This is a genomic window from Acinetobacter kookii, from assembly GCF_900096895.1.
GTDB lineage: Bacteria > Pseudomonadota > Gammaproteobacteria > Pseudomonadales > Moraxellaceae > Acinetobacter > Acinetobacter kookii.
On the sequence record NZ_FMYO01000001.1, the window covers coordinates 747,688 to 764,341 of the forward strand.

Below are 16,654 nucleotides of genomic sequence, written 5' to 3' on the forward strand. Positions count from 1 at the left end.
TTAGTTTTTTGAAAATTAAGCATTTAAAAATATAAAATCGGGCAACAAGATAGTCATGCTTTAAGTGACATGCCTGCTTTCTATGTTGTTCAAAAGAGCTAAAAAAAGGCTAAATATCCACAAAAATTAAGTTAAGTCGTAGAGGGCTGACATTGATCGCGTCCGGCACCCTTGGCCGCATAAAGCTGGACATCGGCAGCTTTCATCAGTTCATGAATGTCGGCATAGGGATGATTTCGATCCATCCAGGCAACCCCCATACTTAAAGTCACATACTGCTTCTGATCCGGCCGGTTCAAATGTTCAAACCGACATTGTCTAACGGCATTCAAAACCTGCTGCAACACGTTTAAAACCACTTCACTTGGCACATTATGCAGTACAATGGCAAACTCTTCCCCACCATAACGAGCCACATAAGCGGAAGGTGGCAAGGCATGCTGAATGACTTTGACCAAATTCTGCAAAATAACGTCACCCTTCAAGTGTCCATAGTAATCATTATAATTTTTAAAATAATCCACATCTAACATGGCAAATGCCAAGCTGGCATTGGCTTGATTCTTGGTCAGGCTAAATAAACGCTGTATCTCGGCATTTAAAGCACGGCGGTTAAATGCGCCGGTTAATGCATCAATTTGAATTTGCCGCTCTAACTGTTTATTTAACTCATGCAATTGCAATGTCCGTTCTTGTACTTTCTCATCGAGAGAATTATTCAGTTCAATTAAATTATTATTCAGTTGCTCGATATAATGATTATGCCTCGCATAATTTTTTGCCTGCTGGAACATAATCAGCAAGGCGTAAAAACTGGTTGAAATAAAGGACAGGTTAAATGAATCAATTAAATTGAGACTCAGCAAAAAGTCATGTAAGAAAGTTGTACATAATAAAATGATGGCCCAGACATTGATGCGGGAATAGGGCTTTTTAAATTTCAGGGTTAAATAAAAACCATAGATAAAATTTAAGATCACCACCGGGCTAAACAGAAAACTATAAAATCCTAAACGCTCAAAGACTTCAGGTTGAGTAAATACGGTAACCACAGTATTTACTATAAATATCAACATCGAAATATAATAAACTACCGGGTGTAAATAACGCCGATTCAGCAAATACATATAAGTTAGAAAAAATGCAATTGCAGAATAGGTAAACAGATATTCTAGACGTGTCCCCCATATCCAGCTCAGATCTGTAAATACGGTATAGGCATAAGGCGCGGAAAATAAATTATGCAGAGCCAAAAACAGGATAAAAATACCAAATATAAATACACGGATACTGCTACGCCCGATTTTTTCTTGAAAAATTGAAAACATTAAGGTGAATATGCCTAAGCCCAATACTGCACCACAGATCAGGCTGATACTCATCATGAGTTGCTGGAACTGGCGGCTCACTGTTTTTGCAACACCAATTCGCATTGGATTTTCCAGGCCGCCATGCACATGATCAAAATTTGAGGCCTGAATGGTGAGCGCGAAATATTCTTTTTTCGCGACAAAGAAGGCAATTCGGGGGACTTTTTCAGTTCGATGGCTTTGTTTATTTTTTCCCACCTCTCCCATACGCAGCATGAAGTCGCCATCCAGATACATGGCATAAGCACCATATTGATTAGGAATAAAAATGGCGATCCTGCGTCCAATATATTGCTTCGGAATTTTAAAATAACCAATGAATGTGCCGTAAGTCTGATTGCTTCCCGTGAGTTCTTTAAAAGAAATAGGCAAAGTTGCAATGTCAGATTTTAAAACTGCACTGGGTTTAACGATAAGCTGCTCAGGATAATACTGCCATGACCCTTTTAAGGGGATGGTACTGGTTTCAGTAAACTGAACTTCATTAATTAATTTTTGTTGTAAATCATTATGTTCAAAGGCAGCAGTAGAGTGTGCCCATGCAGGTTTTTGCCATGCGAGTACGCATAAGCATGTTAAAAGCAAAAATTTAAAAAAATATATAAAATTATGGCTCTTATCCAAAAAGCGAATCATCCTTAAATACGCTTGGCTATTTATTAATGTAGCGATAAAAAAATAAAACTCAAACTATTTTTCATCTATCTGCAAGATTCATCCTTGTCTCTTGCAGAATATTTTTTAACCGACAATCAAGGCGCACTTAGTCACGTGTTTTTACGTCAAATAGCTCAATTTCAAAAATAAGGTTTGAGTTGGCCGGAATGATCTTGCCCATTTTGCGTTCACCATACGCCAGATGTGCAGGCACCAGTAATTTACGTTTACCGCCGACTTTCATGCCCATGATGCCCTGATCCCAGCCTTTAATCACGCGACCAGTACCAATCACGGTTTCAAAGTAGTTGCCACGGTCAATCGAAGAATCAAACTTGGTGCCATCTTCAAGCCAACCTGTGTAATGGGTGGTAATCAGCGCACCTTTCACCGCCTCTTTTCCTTCGCCTACTTTTAAATCAATAATTTCCAATTCATTTATCATGATCATCTACCTAAACTGAACAGCAATTTTTCAATGCCTAGTATAACCGGATTTAGCTGCATGCTTTAGAATTTAAGGGTCTCTGTCTTGATCTGTATTTAAAAGCTGAGCTCCTGGATATTTGAATCATTCAGTAAATAAGCAGTCAATTTTTTATGATTTTCAGCCGAGCCAATTAAAATCCAGCGTCCACTCATACGGTGTTCGGTTTTATGTTGCACACTACGTACCACCTTCATGTTATAGGTCTTAAATAGTGCTTCATATTGATCTAAATCTTGAGCTGGTAAGGACATATAATCCGGTAGGTGCGAGCCTGGCTCAGGGCTTCTATCTTCTCCTGGACATAGATCAAAAAAATCAGCACGATTAAAACAATGAAAGTCGCAAACAGGCTTAACATCTCATAGCCTGCGCCTGCTGCCATGCCCAAGGCAGCCGTCATCCAGATGGTCGTTGCGGTGGTGATTCCGGAAATACGGTTTTCATCTTTAAAAATCACTCCCGCCCCGACAAAGCCCAGCCCGGTCAGAATATTGGCTGCAATCCGGTCATGGCTATCCACCCCAATCTTTAAAGACATAATGGTAAACAGGCAGGAACTCAGACTGACCATAATCATGGTTCGAAGGCCGGCCGATTTGCTGCGATACTCTCGCTCTGCGCCAATAATTGCTCCAATGCCCAGGGCAATCAGCAAACGATACAGATCCGGATGCATATATTTTCCCTTTATTCATTTTTATTGTTTTCAGGTATACGCAATTTTTTAGTGAGGATACAAGCCTAGACTTGCATCCTTAGTTTTCCTTATTGTAACTGTTCCCATTCCACGACAACCTGGGCATGATCGCCAATCAAGGTCCATTCGCCATCCATGACATTTAACTGTAACTGCATGGTGCGCTCGCATAATTGTGGCAATGCCTCTGTGGTTGCGGTAGAAAGTTTCCACACTTCTACATTGCTTAAGGTTTTTAATTTGCTGTTGCGCTTGTACCATTCATCCACAGCTGAACCATAACTGACCACCGCCACCTGCTTGCAACGCGCACTGGCCTTTTTCACCTTGTCTTCATCCGGACTGCCCACTTCAATCCACTTGATTAGCTGACCGGTCAGGTCTTTTTGCCACAATGCCGGTTCATCGGTTTCAAACAGATCTTTGGTAAATTCCAGGCTTTCGTCGGCAAAACGGGCATAAGCCAAAATACGTACCATCAAACGTTCAATGGTTTCAGATGGATGTAAAGCCATGGTGAGCTGGTAATCACCGTATTGATGATCATCCATATTGGCAATATTCAAATCTGCCTTATAAATTGTTGCTTTCAGCGCCATAAAAGAGTCCTCAAATTTGGCGCTTAGCATATAAGATTTGCAGGTATTTTGCTGAAATGTTTTTAATCCTGATCCGGATTGATCTGGCACTGGAAGAGTTGCTGTTCAAATACCTGCCAGTCACGCGGCTGCTGCACAATAATTTCAATACGGTTATCAATGCTTTCTTCGACAGACTGATAGTTAAACTGCTCGGGATTAAAATTGAAGGTTTTCCAACCCTGGTTGGTATTGAAAATTCCTTTAATCCGCAGCCACCCTTGCTGTTCACAGAGCAGATCCAGCAAGGCATAAAAATCGAATTGCCAGCGCTTGGGCAATTTCCATCCCGCGACACTATAGCCTTGTGCCGTTTCAACATAGTGATAAGGCAACTGTTTAATTTCTGGTAGAGACTGTCCAGCTGAAAATGTTTTTTGGATTTTCAGTAAAGGCTGAATTTTACGTTGAGTTCCCACATAAGGCAGGTCAATTTGCTGGAGTGAAATGTGTTCCTGCCCGCTCATCAGCCAGGTTTGCTGATAGGCCTGATATTCACTTTGGAGTGCCTCCAAAGCCTGCTCATCGGCAAAATCCATAGTATCCGCATGGGACACCACAATGATTTGTGCGGCTTTTAACTGGTCGGCATATAAATTCTGCTTGGTCCAGCCTCCATCATGCAAGCGCGAACCATCCACCACGGTCACCAGCGCCCGCATGGCAATACTGGGCTGCCAGTGCGGTTCGGTCAGCTGTTCCAGCAATTGCGCAGGATGTCCCAGCCCGGTAGGTTCAATAAATAACCGGTCCGGTTTGCTTTCTGACAATAAACGCGACAAGGCAATCTGCATCGGCAACTGGCTGCTACAGCACAGACACCCACCCAACAGCTCTTTCACTTCATAACCTTGGGTTTGCGGCAACATCTGCTGATCGACCCCAATTTGCCCAAACTCGTTCATCAACACCGCCCAGACCTCATTTTCCGGCTTCTGGCTGAGCAAATGTTGAAGCAAAGTGGTTTTTCCTGCTCCTAAAAAACCGGAAATAATATGCGTAGGTACCGCTTGAGTAGGAGAAATCAGTTTCAAAATTAACTCGCTTTCAGATAGATATCATCAGTTCATCAGTGAGCACAACTCACCCATCATGATCATGCTCACTTTCGTTTTTCCGTATTGCATAGTAAAGCATCCTGTTTATTTTGAATCCCTCATCATTCAATTTTTATTTTTTTACGTTTTTGAAAATGCACTGTAAATCATTCACTTCATGCTGTTGCATGCAAAGCAGGATGAAGTCAAAAAGCGGAATGATGCTAATAATTCAGCTTTTATATTTTTTAGCCAACATCTATCAATGATAGAAAAAAATGATCATTAACCGCTAAAAACATATAGTAAATAATACATACAATCATTTATTTTCAATAATTTAAACAATGAATATATTTTCTGTTGTTTTGTTATCATTCAATATATCTACTATGGCATAGCTTGTTTGACAGCTCGACTTCACCGTTAATAGTGCCATATGCGAAGTATTGGATGTTTGCACATGAGCGATAAATTAAATTATTCGACCGAAGTGGCGATTTTAGGTGCCGGCCCTGTAGGCTTAACAATTGCTAACTATTTAAGCAAACAAGGCGTAAAAGTCACTGTCATCGAGCAACTGGACAGCTTGATCGATTACCCGCGTGCGATTGGTATTGATGATGAAGCATTACGTACTATTCAGTCACTTGGCCTAGTGAATCAGGTATTACCTCATACTACACCTAATCATGCCATGCGTTTCTTGACGCCTAAAGGTCGCTGCTTTGCAGACATTCAACCGCTGACCCGCGAATTTGGTTTCTCACGCCGTAATGCGTTTATTCAGCCGCAAGTCGACAATGTTTTACTGCAAGGCTTAAGCCAGTACGATAAGACCCAGGTACTGTTCTCTCGTCACCTGGTGGAGTTCAAGCAGGATGCCAAAGGTGTTACCCTGAACATCCAGAACAAAGCCGGTGAACAGGAAACTGTTCAGGCACAGTATTTAATTGCCTGTGATGGTGGTAACTCGATTGTCCGCCGTACATTGAATATTGGCTTTGACGGTAAAACCGCACCGAATCAATGGATTGTGATTGATATTGAAAATGATCCGTTAGCAACCCCACATATTTACCTGTGCTGTGACCCGGTTCGTCCGTACGTTTCGGCTGCCCTGCCTCACGGTATCCGTCGTTTCGAATTTATGGTGATGCCGGGTGAAACTCAGGAAGAACTGAGCAAACCGGAAAACATTGCCAAATTGCTGTCTAAAGTATTGCCGAATGCCGAAAATATCGAAGTAATCCGCCAGCGTGTCTATACACACAATGCGCGTATTGCCGATAAGTTCCGTGTTGACCGCATTTTGCTTGCCGGTGATGCTGCGCACATTATGCCGGTATGGCAAGGTCAGGGTTATAACAGCGGTATGCGTGATGCCTTTAACCTGGCCTGGAAAATGGCATTGGTGATTCAGGGCAAAGCGACTCCAGACCTGCTGGATTCTTACCAGATTGAACGTAAAGACCATGCCAAAGCCATGATTGACCTTTCTGTGATGGCAGGTCACGTGCTTGCGCCACCGAAAAAATGGCAAGGTTTCGTGCGTGACGGTATTGCCTACGCATTGAATTACATCAAGCCGATTAAACAGTATTTGCTTGAAATGCGTTTTAAACCAATGCCGAAATATCATGATGGTGCATTGCTTGCAGACGGCAAAAAGGAATCTCCGGTCGGCAAGATGTTTATTCAGCCGCATGTAAAACTTGAGTCGGGTGAAACAGTTTTACTGGATGATGTGATTGGCAACGATTTCGCCATTATTGCCTGGGGCGTTGACCCTCAATGGGGGATCTCGGATGCCACCATGCAAGTCTGGAAGAAATTAGGCGTCAAATTTATTCAGGTGATTCCTGAAGTTCAGTTTGGCAATGAAAAGCGCAAGCAGTTTGACGGCGTGATTACCATTGGCGATATCGGAACCGATATTCGCAGCTGGTTTGGCAAAACCTCGGAATCGGTGGTGATTCTACGCCCTGACCGTTTTGTGGCAGCGCTTGCGATTCCACAAACTTTGGATCACGTAAGCCAGCAGTTGTTCAAAAAGCTGCATGTAAAATAATGCCGATATAACAATACATTCACTGAATCATATTCAGAGGTCTGACCACGCGAAAGCGTGGTCTTTTTTTATAAATAAGGCTAAAATAAATATAAAACAATAGGATATAAAATTAATGTCAGCAATATTTAGTGAGTGTGGAGAACATCGATTCCGCTTAGAACGTGAAATCCAAGAAAAAGGAAAAGTTTTTGCATATTTTGGGATTAACCCTTCACTGGCTACATCAGATTTTGATGACCAAACAGTGAAAAAATGGAAAGGGTTTTCCCTACGAAATGAGGGCAGCAAATTTATCGTTGGTAATGTTTTTAGCTATATCACACCAAATGTATTTGAATTAGCTCAAATTCAAAACCCTGTCACTTCTTTAAATGAACAACATATCGAACAAATAATTAAGGAAGCTGATATTTTAATACCTTGCTGGGGAAGTAGAGATAAGATTCCGTCCTCTTTACATTTTTATTTAGATCAATTGCTTTTAAAGCTAAAACAATCGAACAAACCGGTTCTGTGTTTTGGTTTAACTGCATCTGGTGATCCTAAACATGTCCTTACATTATCTTATAAAACGCCTCTAGTACCGATTTAATCAAACGAAGTTATTAAACTTCTTTCATAAATCATTTTAGAAACTAAAACTTGCTCGTAAAGCTGAAATTGAAAATAGATTTTTTGGTCGATATTAGATTTATGAGTGTGGCATGGATGCCACACGTTTCCCATCCCTTGCGCTGCATTTTAAAGCAGTGCTTAAAACTGGCTCAGGATGTTGTGTATGGGAAACAAAAGGTTTTTCTTGCGGACTCAAAATATATTTTGAGATCCTCATTTTGACCTTTCAAAAGTAGAGGGAGTGCCTACGAGAAGGTACAAAAAATTAAATCAATCAAATGAGGCCGTGCTGATTTAAATTATCTAATATTGAACATTTTTTTACTTATGAAAGAGATCTATTATTTAATAACTTAGATTAGCATTTGAAGTGCAACACCATGTTGTTGCCATAATACCTGACTCGGACTTTTAAAGCCGAGTCTTTTTCTTGGGCGATGATTCAAACGTTGAGTGATTTCTGCAATATATTCATCCGTATAGGCATTTAAATTACTGCCTTTTTTAATATATTGCCTGATTAAGCCATTGGTATTTTCATTCGTGCCTCGTTGCCAAGCGCTATAAGGATCAGCGAAATACCAGTCTATTTCTAATTCTTGAGCAGTATACTCATGCAGGCTGAACTCCTTACCATTATCTGCAGTAATCGTCTTTAGCTGATCTTTGATCGGCTCAAGAAGGCTGATGGTTGTTTGGCAAATTTCCTCTGCCTTGCGTGAGCTACACTTTTTCAGCCATAAATAACCTGTCTTCCTATCTACAATAGAGACCAATGATTGCTGATGCTTCTTACCAACAATCGTATCTATTTCCAAATCACCAAAGCGAGTCCGCTGCTCAATCTCAATAGGTCTGTCATGAATGCTTTTACGATTACTCAGCTGACCACGGGTTTCAGGAGAGCCGTATTTCCTCTTTCTTTGATTTCTGAAACGTAGGTTATGAAAGAGTGTACCGCCCTTATTTTTATCCTGCCGTATAAAGCGATAAATTGAATGCAAACTGACTGGAACACGAGAAGCAATCTGTTCAGGACTCCATTGAAGATCAAGATAAGAGATGACATGTGCCCATATTTCACAAGGGATTCTTTTAGGATTTGGACAATGCCGTCTTCGAGCTACTTTATTGGCATGTTTAGCAAAATAGCCATTTCTCGCTCGATTACGTTTGATTTCTCTAGAAATGGTTGAAGGTGAGCGATTCAGTCTCCAAGCGATATAACGTTTAGAAAAACCTTCACGTAACAAGGTATAAATCTGATATCTTTCTTCTTGGGTAAGATGAGTGTAGTTCATGATGCAACTTTGACTTTGGTCGGTCGGAAGCAAAATGCTAGCTCATCTTGCTTCCTTCCAATAATTTAATCTCTGTTGCACTTCATTTGAGAATCTAAGTAATCAAAACATAATAAGATTTATGCTTTGATTATTTTTTAAATATTTTGAAATCTGGTCAATTATTTAAGCATTTATTTTCTGAAACCACGGCACATCTTGCATGGAATCACGTTGGGCCAGAAGCTGAATAAAGGGTTTAAACTCATCCAGATAGGGCAATATTTTGAATGAGATGGCAAAGACCATCCAGTAACCCAGAAATAAGTCCGCTGCTGAAATTTTCTCGCCAAGCAAATATGGATTTGCTTCTTGCATACCCTTTTTTAGAAATGCAAATACGCTCTCTTCATGACCAAAAGTCAGGCTCCGTTTTCTTTGCTCAATTTGCTCATCGGGCACATTAAGCCCTTTTAAATCCATATATTCAGTCAAAGGTCCATGAGCAAAGAACATCCATTTTAGATAGGCACCACGCTTGGGATCATCCAGTGCCGGAGCCAATCCCTTTTCCATATATTTGTCCGCCAGATAAGTAAATATAGCCGCGACTTCAGAAATCACCACGCCCTGATCGACCAGACAGGGTACTTTCCCCATGGGGTTAATACTCGTATATTCAGCCTGATGCATGTTTTCATAGGGCACCTCGATCTGTTCAATCTGGTCTTCTATGCCCAGCTCTTTCAATAAAGGTAGCAGCGTCATGCCACGCGACTGGGCATTGTTATACAGCTTCATCATTTTAATTCGTTCCCTATTGTTATTTTAGTTTTTGAGTATAAAACGGTTTCATCACCTCGTGATGATGATTATGTGACACATTCATCCGGTAACGATGCTTTTCATCGCTTTAAAAGCACCGTGTGACATCAAACATTTATTTTTAAAAGAAACCCATATAAAACTGCTCTTTCAAGATTTTTAAAATCAGTTCAATCAGCTCATTTTTTTGTCCTTTAGGATAACTGGCATACAGGTCAATCATCGGTAAAGGTTCAATGGTATTTTTGACAATAATTTTATCACCCAAGAGCGGGATCACATAAGCCGGTACCAGACTCCAGCCCACGCCCATGCCGACCAGATTGACATTTAACAGAATGTTGGTCGAATGCTGGACGACGTTAACATCCAGTTTAGATTGTTTAAAGAAATCGGTAATAATTTTATACAACTGGGGTGAGGCACCTTCATCGCTAATCACAAAATCCTGATGATTAAAACTCTTGATACTAACATGACGCTGCTCGGCAATCGGTGAATCCTTCGGCACGATTAAAGCCAGCGGTTCACTAAAAATCTGTACGTGCTCCAGTTCATCCGATGCATCGATATAACGGGTAAAGGCAATATCAATGTCGCCTTTTTTTAAGGCTTTAAACTGATCGGCATCGGTCAGGCTATGAAAGTTGATTTTAATGTCGGGGAAATGTGCCCGGATGTTCGGCATGATGTAGGGAAAAATTTTCATTTCCGCTACCGGCACAAAGCCAATATTCAGCTGATCTTTGCTCAGGTTGGCAATTTTCCGCGCATCCTGAATCGCTTTTTCAGCATGTTCCAGGCTTAATACGGCCTCTTTTAAAAATGCTTTGCCTTCTTCTGTCAGTTCAACTTTACGGTTCGATCGAACCAGCAATTGCACCCCGACTTCTTGTTCCAGGTCTTTAATTTGCTGGCTTAAAGAAGGCTGCACCGTACACATGCGCTGTGCGGCCTTGGTAAAATTCAGTTCTTGTGCAACTGCAACAAAATAACGTAAATGACGTAATTCCACGTGCCGGACCTCTTTATTTAGGTTGCTTCAGTGATGCCGAAACTGTGTATTTATAAACAAATAAAGTCAGCACAGTAATTACAGCACAAAATAAATAACTCAGTTGATAACCATAATAGGCAATCATCAATCCTAAAATGACTGAACCGATGGCCATGCCGAAATCAAACAGGGTGAAGAAAGTGGAAATGGCATGCCCCATACGCTGTTTGGCGACAGACTGGATGGCAATGGTTTGAAAACATGGAAAGAGTGAGCCATAACCAATGCCAATAAATATAGCAGATAACCAGAGCAGCCATTGATTGGAGATAAAACTGACCACGACCAGACCGATGGCAAAGAAAATAAATGAAGGATAAATGACAGCACTGGCACCTTTACGGTCATAAATTTTGCCCACCCACGGCCGCACCACAATCATGGAAATGGCAAAGACAATAAAAAACAGGCTGGTATATGCCAGCAGATCTTTAGATTCACTATATGCGGTAATGAAACTCATAATGCTGGAATAAGCAAATGCGGTCAGCAAGGCAACAAAGCCAATGGGTATGGCACGTGTTTCAATAATGTCATGCCAGCCCAGACGCGTTTTTTCTTTAGTCTCAGCCGTGAAAGCAACCTTGTCTTGCTGTTGTACCGGAATCATTAAACAAAAGATAAAACCCAAACCGATCACCGCAGTTAACAGCAAAAATAGCATTTTAAAATCAGTAAATTGCAGTACAGTTAACGCAATTAAAGGCCCAAATACCACAGCAAGATTGGTCGACATGACGAAATACCCCATGCCCTCACCCTTACGGTGATCTGGAATAAAATCATTCGCTATGGGCACGGTTACCGTGGTCAATACACTAAACCAGATGCCGTGAATAAAACGAATCAGCAATAAGGCCCACATGCTGTCGGCAAACAGATAACTCAAGGCAAAAACAACAAACAGCAATTCTGAACCGCGAAAGGCGATTTTTTTACCTAATTTTTCCACAATCAGTCCGGAAAATGGCCGAACTGCAATCGAAGATACCAGAAACAAGGTCAGTGCCAAGCCTGCTTCCTTCACCGTCCCGCCTAAATCCTTCATGATGTAAATTGGCAGAATGGTCAATAAGGCATAATAATAGGTAAATAAAAACAGGTTATTGCATAGACACAGGATAAACGAGCGATTCCATAAACGCCCAGGGTTTGTCGCAGACATAATGACCAACTTAGCGGTAGCTTATTGCTACTTTCGAACCAGAACAGGCTGCATCACCAGACTTACAAGATTGTGTATGTAAGTTTCATCTGGCATGCAATTAAAGAAAATAATCTGATAATGAATCGGCCCATACAGCGTATCCAGCATCAGTTCAAACGGGTAATTAGCAATAATTTCATTACGCTCTATGGCGAGTTGAATCAGCTTGCGTGTCTGCTCACGACGCGGTAATAAATACTGTCTAAAGAATTCACCGGCTGCTTCACGATGCTCGGCCATGACCACAAGTAAGGCCCGTCCCAGAGGATGATTTAGCGCGAGGGACAATTTTAAAAGCTGCTGGTTCAGATTGAATTCCAGACTCTGCTCGAAGTCCAGATCAAACACCGAAGCGGTATGCTCCTTAAAGGCATCAAAGACCAGATCAGATTTATGCTTCCACCAGCGATAAATGGTCGACTTGCCTACCCCTGCACGTGCGGCAATGTCTTCTACCGTTAAACGGCTGTAATCATCTTGTTGCAATGCAGCAGTCACCGCATTCAAAATACATTGCTTACGACGCGAAGTTTTTTCTAGCTCAGTCATTCGCCACCAAAACAAAACGATACGTATCGTTTTATATTAGGCTAATTTTTGCTTCCTGTATAGGGCTAATCTTTTCTTTAAAATTAAAAAAAGGACCGCTTCAAAGCGGCCCTTTTCATTCAATACCTATTAGCATTGCGAGGTTTTTTTATAAATACTGCATGAAGGATGATGGCTTTCTTGCAAGCGCGCCACTTTACGATGTTCAGCCGCCTCAAAACGGCAACGTTTCCAGTCATTGTCCAGATTTAATGGCGGAATCTGTTTCGGTTTACCATTTTCATCCACGGCGACCATGGTGAAATAACAACTATTGGTATGACGTACGGTACGTTTTTGAATATTCTGCGCTTCAACACGAATCCCGATTTCCATTGAAGTACGACCGACATGGTTGACACTAGCAAGGAAAGTCACGAGTTCACCAACATGAATCGGTTCTTTAAAATTTACTTTATCCACCGATAAAGTCACCACATAACTGCCTGAATAACGGCTAGCACATGCGTATGCAACCTGATCCAGTAATTTTAAAATTGTTCCACCATGTACATTTCCTGAAAAATTTGCCATATCAGGAGTCATTAAAACTGTCATGGTTAGTTCAGACTGATCATCTAATGCTGGAGCAATTTGATCTAATGGGGACATCGCGTTCTCTAGATTCTTTTACAGACAATAGTATAAGAAAAGATTATATCGTTTTTCTGGGCAATAAAATGTCGAAATTGCCAATAAACCCATCATTATTATTTATAGTAATTTTGCCATCATTCAAAAAAATATATATCAAAATGATCAACTCACTGACATATAAGCATTTTTCTTATAGACTGATTTTAATAGAATATTTGTTCTAAAAATTAGATTACAAAAATATGGCCAGGTATTTTAAATACATATATTGTGGTCATGGTCTGAATAGGCAAGGATAAAACAAAAGTTTAATCCATTTGAGCATAGCTGCCATTGTTAACCTGTCATCTCAGACAGATTCAATAAATGCATTCAGATAAGATCAGGCTGTGACATCACGCAGCATTTCTTTAGAGATATTGCCGTAGCTCAACACATTTTGCTGGTCGATTTGAGTCTCAATACAATAGGTACCATCGGTGTTTTCTGCAATGACGGTAAATACCAGATTTCCCATACTTGCCATTTTGACTTTTTGGCCTAGGGTAAACTTTTCTATTTTCATACTGTTGCTCTGCATTTAATCATCCTTACAAAAATATGTTTTTATGACTATTTCGACAACATCCAGTGTAGAGCGTTTTTATTTACCGGTAAACTTAAATCATTGAACAAAAAACATTAATATAAAACTCATATCGTATGAAAGCTTTAGTCACTTAGTTTATTTTATTGAATAATTTCAATTAATTAGTTTGTCTTTATAATAGAATTTCATGAGTTTTAAGGAAGAATTCATCAAAACCCATGTGAAAACAGACTAAAACATTACAGCAGTGCAATGATGAATCTGAGCCCTTTAGAAATTCAATTTCATCATTGCCATTGATTGAAGTGCCTAATCCTGTGCACTTAATTGTTGAATGCTATGGCCGAATGGATAATGCTTCTGTTTCAACAAGGTGGTAATGGTATTTAATTGATTCTGTGCTGCATCCACACCGGCTTGCATGGTCATTGCTCGGCCTTTCACATCAAATATATGCCCTTTTTCCCTTAAATCCGGCTGAATCACAATATCTGCATGCTTTAACTCTTCTTCAGCTAAACGGCTCTGCATGATATTGATATTCTGATTGAACATTCCCCACACATTCGTGGTTTCGGTATGCATGGGTTGTGCAAGAATATCCACGGCAATAATAATATCCGCACCCAAATCACGTGCCACGCCTACAGGCACCGGACTCACCAGACCGCCATCCACATATTCATCCGTCCCAATCCGGGTGGGAATAAACATGCTTGGAATAGACACGGAAGCACGTACCGCCTGCCCGGTATTGCCATAGTTAAAGACGACTTTTTTGCCTTCTTTCAATTCCGTTGCGACCACGTACATCGGGATTCTTAGCGACTCCAGAGGCGTATTGTTGACTTGCTGATTGACGTAATTTTCAACCTTCTGACCGTCAAAAAAGCCTTTCATATCCAGCTTGATATCACGCACATCGTTGGCTTTCATGCTTAAAGCAATATCACGCAGTTCTTCTGCCGTTTTGCCACTGGCATAAATGGAACCCACTATACTGCCCGCACTGGTGCCTACAATCAGATCGGGGTGTATACCCTGCTTTTCCAGGACCTGAATGACCCCGATATGAGCATAGCCACGGGCACCACCACTGCCCAGTACCAAAGCAACAATAGGACGGTTTTCCTGCTGTTTGAGTTTTTTAAAATTAATACGCTCTGTCCGGACTTGAGCATCTGCAGCAGGTGGCTCAGATAGTCCTGTCGAACCAACAGTAAGCTTAGGTTGGGCAACCGTTTGACATCCGCCCAATCCCACTACTGCCAAAACAATAAAACTAAATTTGATATTGCTCATGAACCACCTAAAGATAAATAAAGCTGTTCGCAAAAAGCAGATAGTTTAAGAACTGGATCTTTGAAAAACTGTAGTAATTCGTAATGTGATGATCACGCTATTTCAGCTTTTTAAAAACCTTATTCATACATTTGCCATCTCATCTTTATATTATCTCACCTTTTGAGCTTTTTTTTCATAGCCAGATTTTACCTGTAGGGTCAGGACGGACGACGATCATATAAATTAGATTACCTGAATATAAACTGGAGATTAAAAATAATTTTTCAAATAAAAAAGAGGCGAACCAGTCGCCTCTTTTTCTATGCTAAGTTTTGAATTAGAAATTATATCTAGCCATCAAACCGACACGGTTATCTTTATATGACTCGCCAGCAAAAGTTTCACGCTTACCATTGATATATTCCACACCTAAATCAATTGGAGCTGCTGGAGAATAGATAAAGTTAATCCACGCTTGTTGTACTTTTTCATTCGCTGTCGTATTGAGTCGTGCATAATCACTACCGTCATCAGCAAACAATGCGCCATAGGCCAAAGTTGAACGCAAGTTAGGTAAAATCTTATAGGTTGCACCGACTTGAACCGCATTAAACTCATTCTGCTCAATACTGTTATTTGCCGCATCTACAACATAAGCTGAATTGCTGCCATATAAATAGTTGCTATTACCCACCACATGCGAAACATCGGCAGACACTTTTAATGGAGTGGCAACTTGATAGTTAACCCCTGCAGCGATACCCCAACCAGTTTCGTCATCATCAGCTGCAGTTGATTTATAATTTTCAACCAAAGCACGTGCAGATACTGAACCTTTACCATCTGCGAAACCTTGAGTTAACTTAGCAGTTAAATTCGGTAAGCGATATTTGATGTCTGCCGTTGGACCTGCGCTGTCCCCTTCTTCAGCAGAAACCAGCAACTGAGTTTGTGGTGCAAGTTTAAGACCATAACGTACTTGTGGAACACGCGCTGTACCACCACCAATATTTGTATTAAAGTCAATCATTTCTGGCGCATGACTTGACAGGAAGTTCGAAGTCGTTTGACCGAATAACCAGTCATTATAGGTTAAATAAGCATGACGGATACGCAAATTTTCAGTTGCACTGGCAAAGTCAACTTCTACCTTACCGCCGACTTTTGCATCACCCACAGGTGTATTAAAATCCAAGCCTAAACGAGTCGTTTTTGCTGTCGCACGTAATTTGTCTTGTGCTTCACCCTTACTAGTATGCGTATTATTGAAGTCATTATCTGCACCTTCAATAATATAGTTGGCATCACCACGGACAAAACCGTAAAGGTTTACACTGGCACCGGCTTTGGATTTAAAGCCTGTGATTGATTCAGGTTTTGCTGCAGGTGCAGCAGCAAGTTGTACAGGCTGGGCTTTTACCTGCTCAATTTGGGTTTGTTGCTGTTGTTGTACTTGCTGTTGTTGTTGAATTAAAGATTTTAATGCTTCTACTTCTTTACGTAAGTCCTGAATCTGTTTCTGTTCAGCTGTGCCTGCATAGGTAGTGCTTGCCATTACCGCTGTAACTGCCAATGCCAAACCTTTAGCCATAAATTTACCGTTACGTAATTGACTCATTCTTAAAATCTCCGATTTGTTAAATATTCGC

The 16,654-nt window shown here is 40.8% G+C and carries 16 protein-coding genes and 1 pseudogene; 3 read left to right on the forward strand and 14 right to left on the reverse strand.

What is annotated here, in order from left to right; translation table 11 throughout:
- Positions 1 to 131: 131 nt before the first annotated feature.
- From BLP85_RS03595 to BLP85_RS03615, 5 genes and pseudogenes are all read right to left on the reverse strand, one after another.
- Positions 132 to 2,006, reverse strand: coding sequence for a sensor domain-containing diguanylate cyclase (locus BLP85_RS03595; RefSeq protein ID WP_092818760.1), 1,875 nt, complete (start codon positions 2,004 to 2,006; stop codon positions 132 to 134).
- A 127-nt stretch (positions 2,007 to 2,133) separates the two neighbouring features.
- Positions 2,134 to 2,472 carry an FKBP-type peptidyl-prolyl cis-trans isomerase gene (locus tag BLP85_RS03600; protein WP_092818761.1) on the reverse strand — a complete coding sequence of 113 codons (339 nt, stop codon included), beginning with the start codon at positions 2,470 to 2,472 and terminating at the stop codon, positions 2,134 to 2,136.
- 98 nt (positions 2,473 to 2,570) lie between these two features.
- Positions 2,571 to 3,193, reverse strand: a pseudogene (locus BLP85_RS03605) (MgtC/SapB family protein).
- Positions 3,194 to 3,282: 89 nt separating this feature from the next.
- The gene (locus BLP85_RS03610; protein WP_092818966.1) at positions 3,283 to 3,813 is read right to left on the reverse strand and encodes a YaeQ family protein; all 531 of its coding nucleotides are present in this window, start codon (positions 3,811 to 3,813) and stop codon (positions 3,283 to 3,285) included.
- Between the two features lie 62 nt (positions 3,814 to 3,875).
- Complete coding sequence (locus tag BLP85_RS03615; RefSeq protein WP_092818762.1) at positions 3,876 to 4,886, reverse strand: CobW family GTP-binding protein; 1,011 nt, start codon at positions 4,884 to 4,886, stop codon at positions 3,876 to 3,878.
- A 466-nt stretch (positions 4,887 to 5,352) separates the two neighbouring features.
- Here BLP85_RS03615 and BLP85_RS03620 point away from each other — a divergent pair, with 466 nt between their 5' ends.
- The 3 genes from BLP85_RS03620 to BLP85_RS14915 all read left to right on the forward strand — a co-directional run bounded on the left by BLP85_RS03620 (position 5,353) and on the right by BLP85_RS14915 (position 7,814).
- Positions 5,353 to 6,960 (forward strand): bifunctional 3-(3-hydroxy-phenyl)propionate/3-hydroxycinnamic acid hydroxylase, encoded by a 1,608-nt coding sequence (locus tag BLP85_RS03620; RefSeq protein ID WP_092818763.1) that lies wholly within the window; start codon positions 5,353 to 5,355, stop codon positions 6,958 to 6,960.
- Between the two features lie 115 nt (positions 6,961 to 7,075).
- Positions 7,076 to 7,555: a DUF1643 domain-containing protein gene (locus tag BLP85_RS03625; RefSeq protein WP_092818764.1), complete on the forward strand. Its 480-nt coding sequence runs from the start codon at positions 7,076 to 7,078 to the stop codon at positions 7,553 to 7,555.
- Between the two features lie 112 nt (positions 7,556 to 7,667).
- Positions 7,668 to 7,814: a hypothetical protein gene (locus BLP85_RS14915; protein WP_171259627.1), complete on the forward strand. Its 147-nt coding sequence runs from the start codon at positions 7,668 to 7,670 to the stop codon at positions 7,812 to 7,814.
- A 117-nt stretch (positions 7,815 to 7,931) separates the two neighbouring features.
- Here BLP85_RS14915 and BLP85_RS03630 read toward each other — a convergent pair whose 3' ends face one another.
- The 9 genes from BLP85_RS03630 to BLP85_RS03670 form a co-directional block, all read right to left on the reverse strand.
- A complete protein-coding gene (locus BLP85_RS03630) occupies positions 7,932 to 8,879 on the reverse strand; it encodes an IS30 family transposase (protein ID WP_092818765.1) in 948 nt (315 codons plus the stop codon).
- Positions 8,880 to 9,044: 165 nt separating this feature from the next.
- A complete protein-coding gene (locus BLP85_RS03635) occupies positions 9,045 to 9,659 on the reverse strand; it encodes a glutathione S-transferase family protein (protein ID WP_092818967.1) in 615 nt (204 codons plus the stop codon).
- Positions 9,660 to 9,804: 145 nt separating this feature from the next.
- Positions 9,805 to 10,698 (reverse strand): LysR substrate-binding domain-containing protein, encoded by an 894-nt coding sequence (locus tag BLP85_RS03640; RefSeq protein WP_092818766.1) that lies wholly within the window; start codon positions 10,696 to 10,698, stop codon positions 9,805 to 9,807.
- A 13-nt stretch (positions 10,699 to 10,711) separates the two neighbouring features.
- A complete protein-coding gene (locus tag BLP85_RS03645) occupies positions 10,712 to 11,905 on the reverse strand; it encodes an MFS transporter (RefSeq protein ID WP_092818767.1) in 1,194 nt (397 codons plus the stop codon).
- A gap of 27 nt (positions 11,906 to 11,932) precedes the next feature.
- Complete coding sequence (locus BLP85_RS03650; protein WP_092818768.1) at positions 11,933 to 12,496, reverse strand: TetR/AcrR family transcriptional regulator; 564 nt, start codon at positions 12,494 to 12,496, stop codon at positions 11,933 to 11,935.
- Between the two features lie 129 nt (positions 12,497 to 12,625).
- A complete protein-coding gene (locus BLP85_RS03655) occupies positions 12,626 to 13,147 on the reverse strand; it encodes an acyl-CoA thioesterase (protein ID WP_092818769.1) in 522 nt (173 codons plus the stop codon).
- 367 nt (positions 13,148 to 13,514) lie between these two features.
- The gene (locus tag BLP85_RS03660) at positions 13,515 to 13,712 is read right to left on the reverse strand and encodes a hypothetical protein (protein WP_092818770.1); all 198 of its coding nucleotides are present in this window, start codon (positions 13,710 to 13,712) and stop codon (positions 13,515 to 13,517) included.
- Between the two features lie 318 nt (positions 13,713 to 14,030).
- Entirely contained in the window at positions 14,031 to 15,023 is a 993-nt protein-coding gene (locus BLP85_RS03665) for a patatin-like phospholipase family protein (RefSeq protein WP_092818771.1), read from the reverse strand.
- A gap of 319 nt (positions 15,024 to 15,342) precedes the next feature.
- Positions 15,343 to 16,623, reverse strand: a complete 1,281-nt coding sequence (locus BLP85_RS03670) for a DcaP family trimeric outer membrane transporter (protein WP_092818772.1) — start codon at positions 16,621 to 16,623, stop codon at positions 15,343 to 15,345.
- Between the last annotated feature and the right edge of the window lie 31 nt (positions 16,624 to 16,654).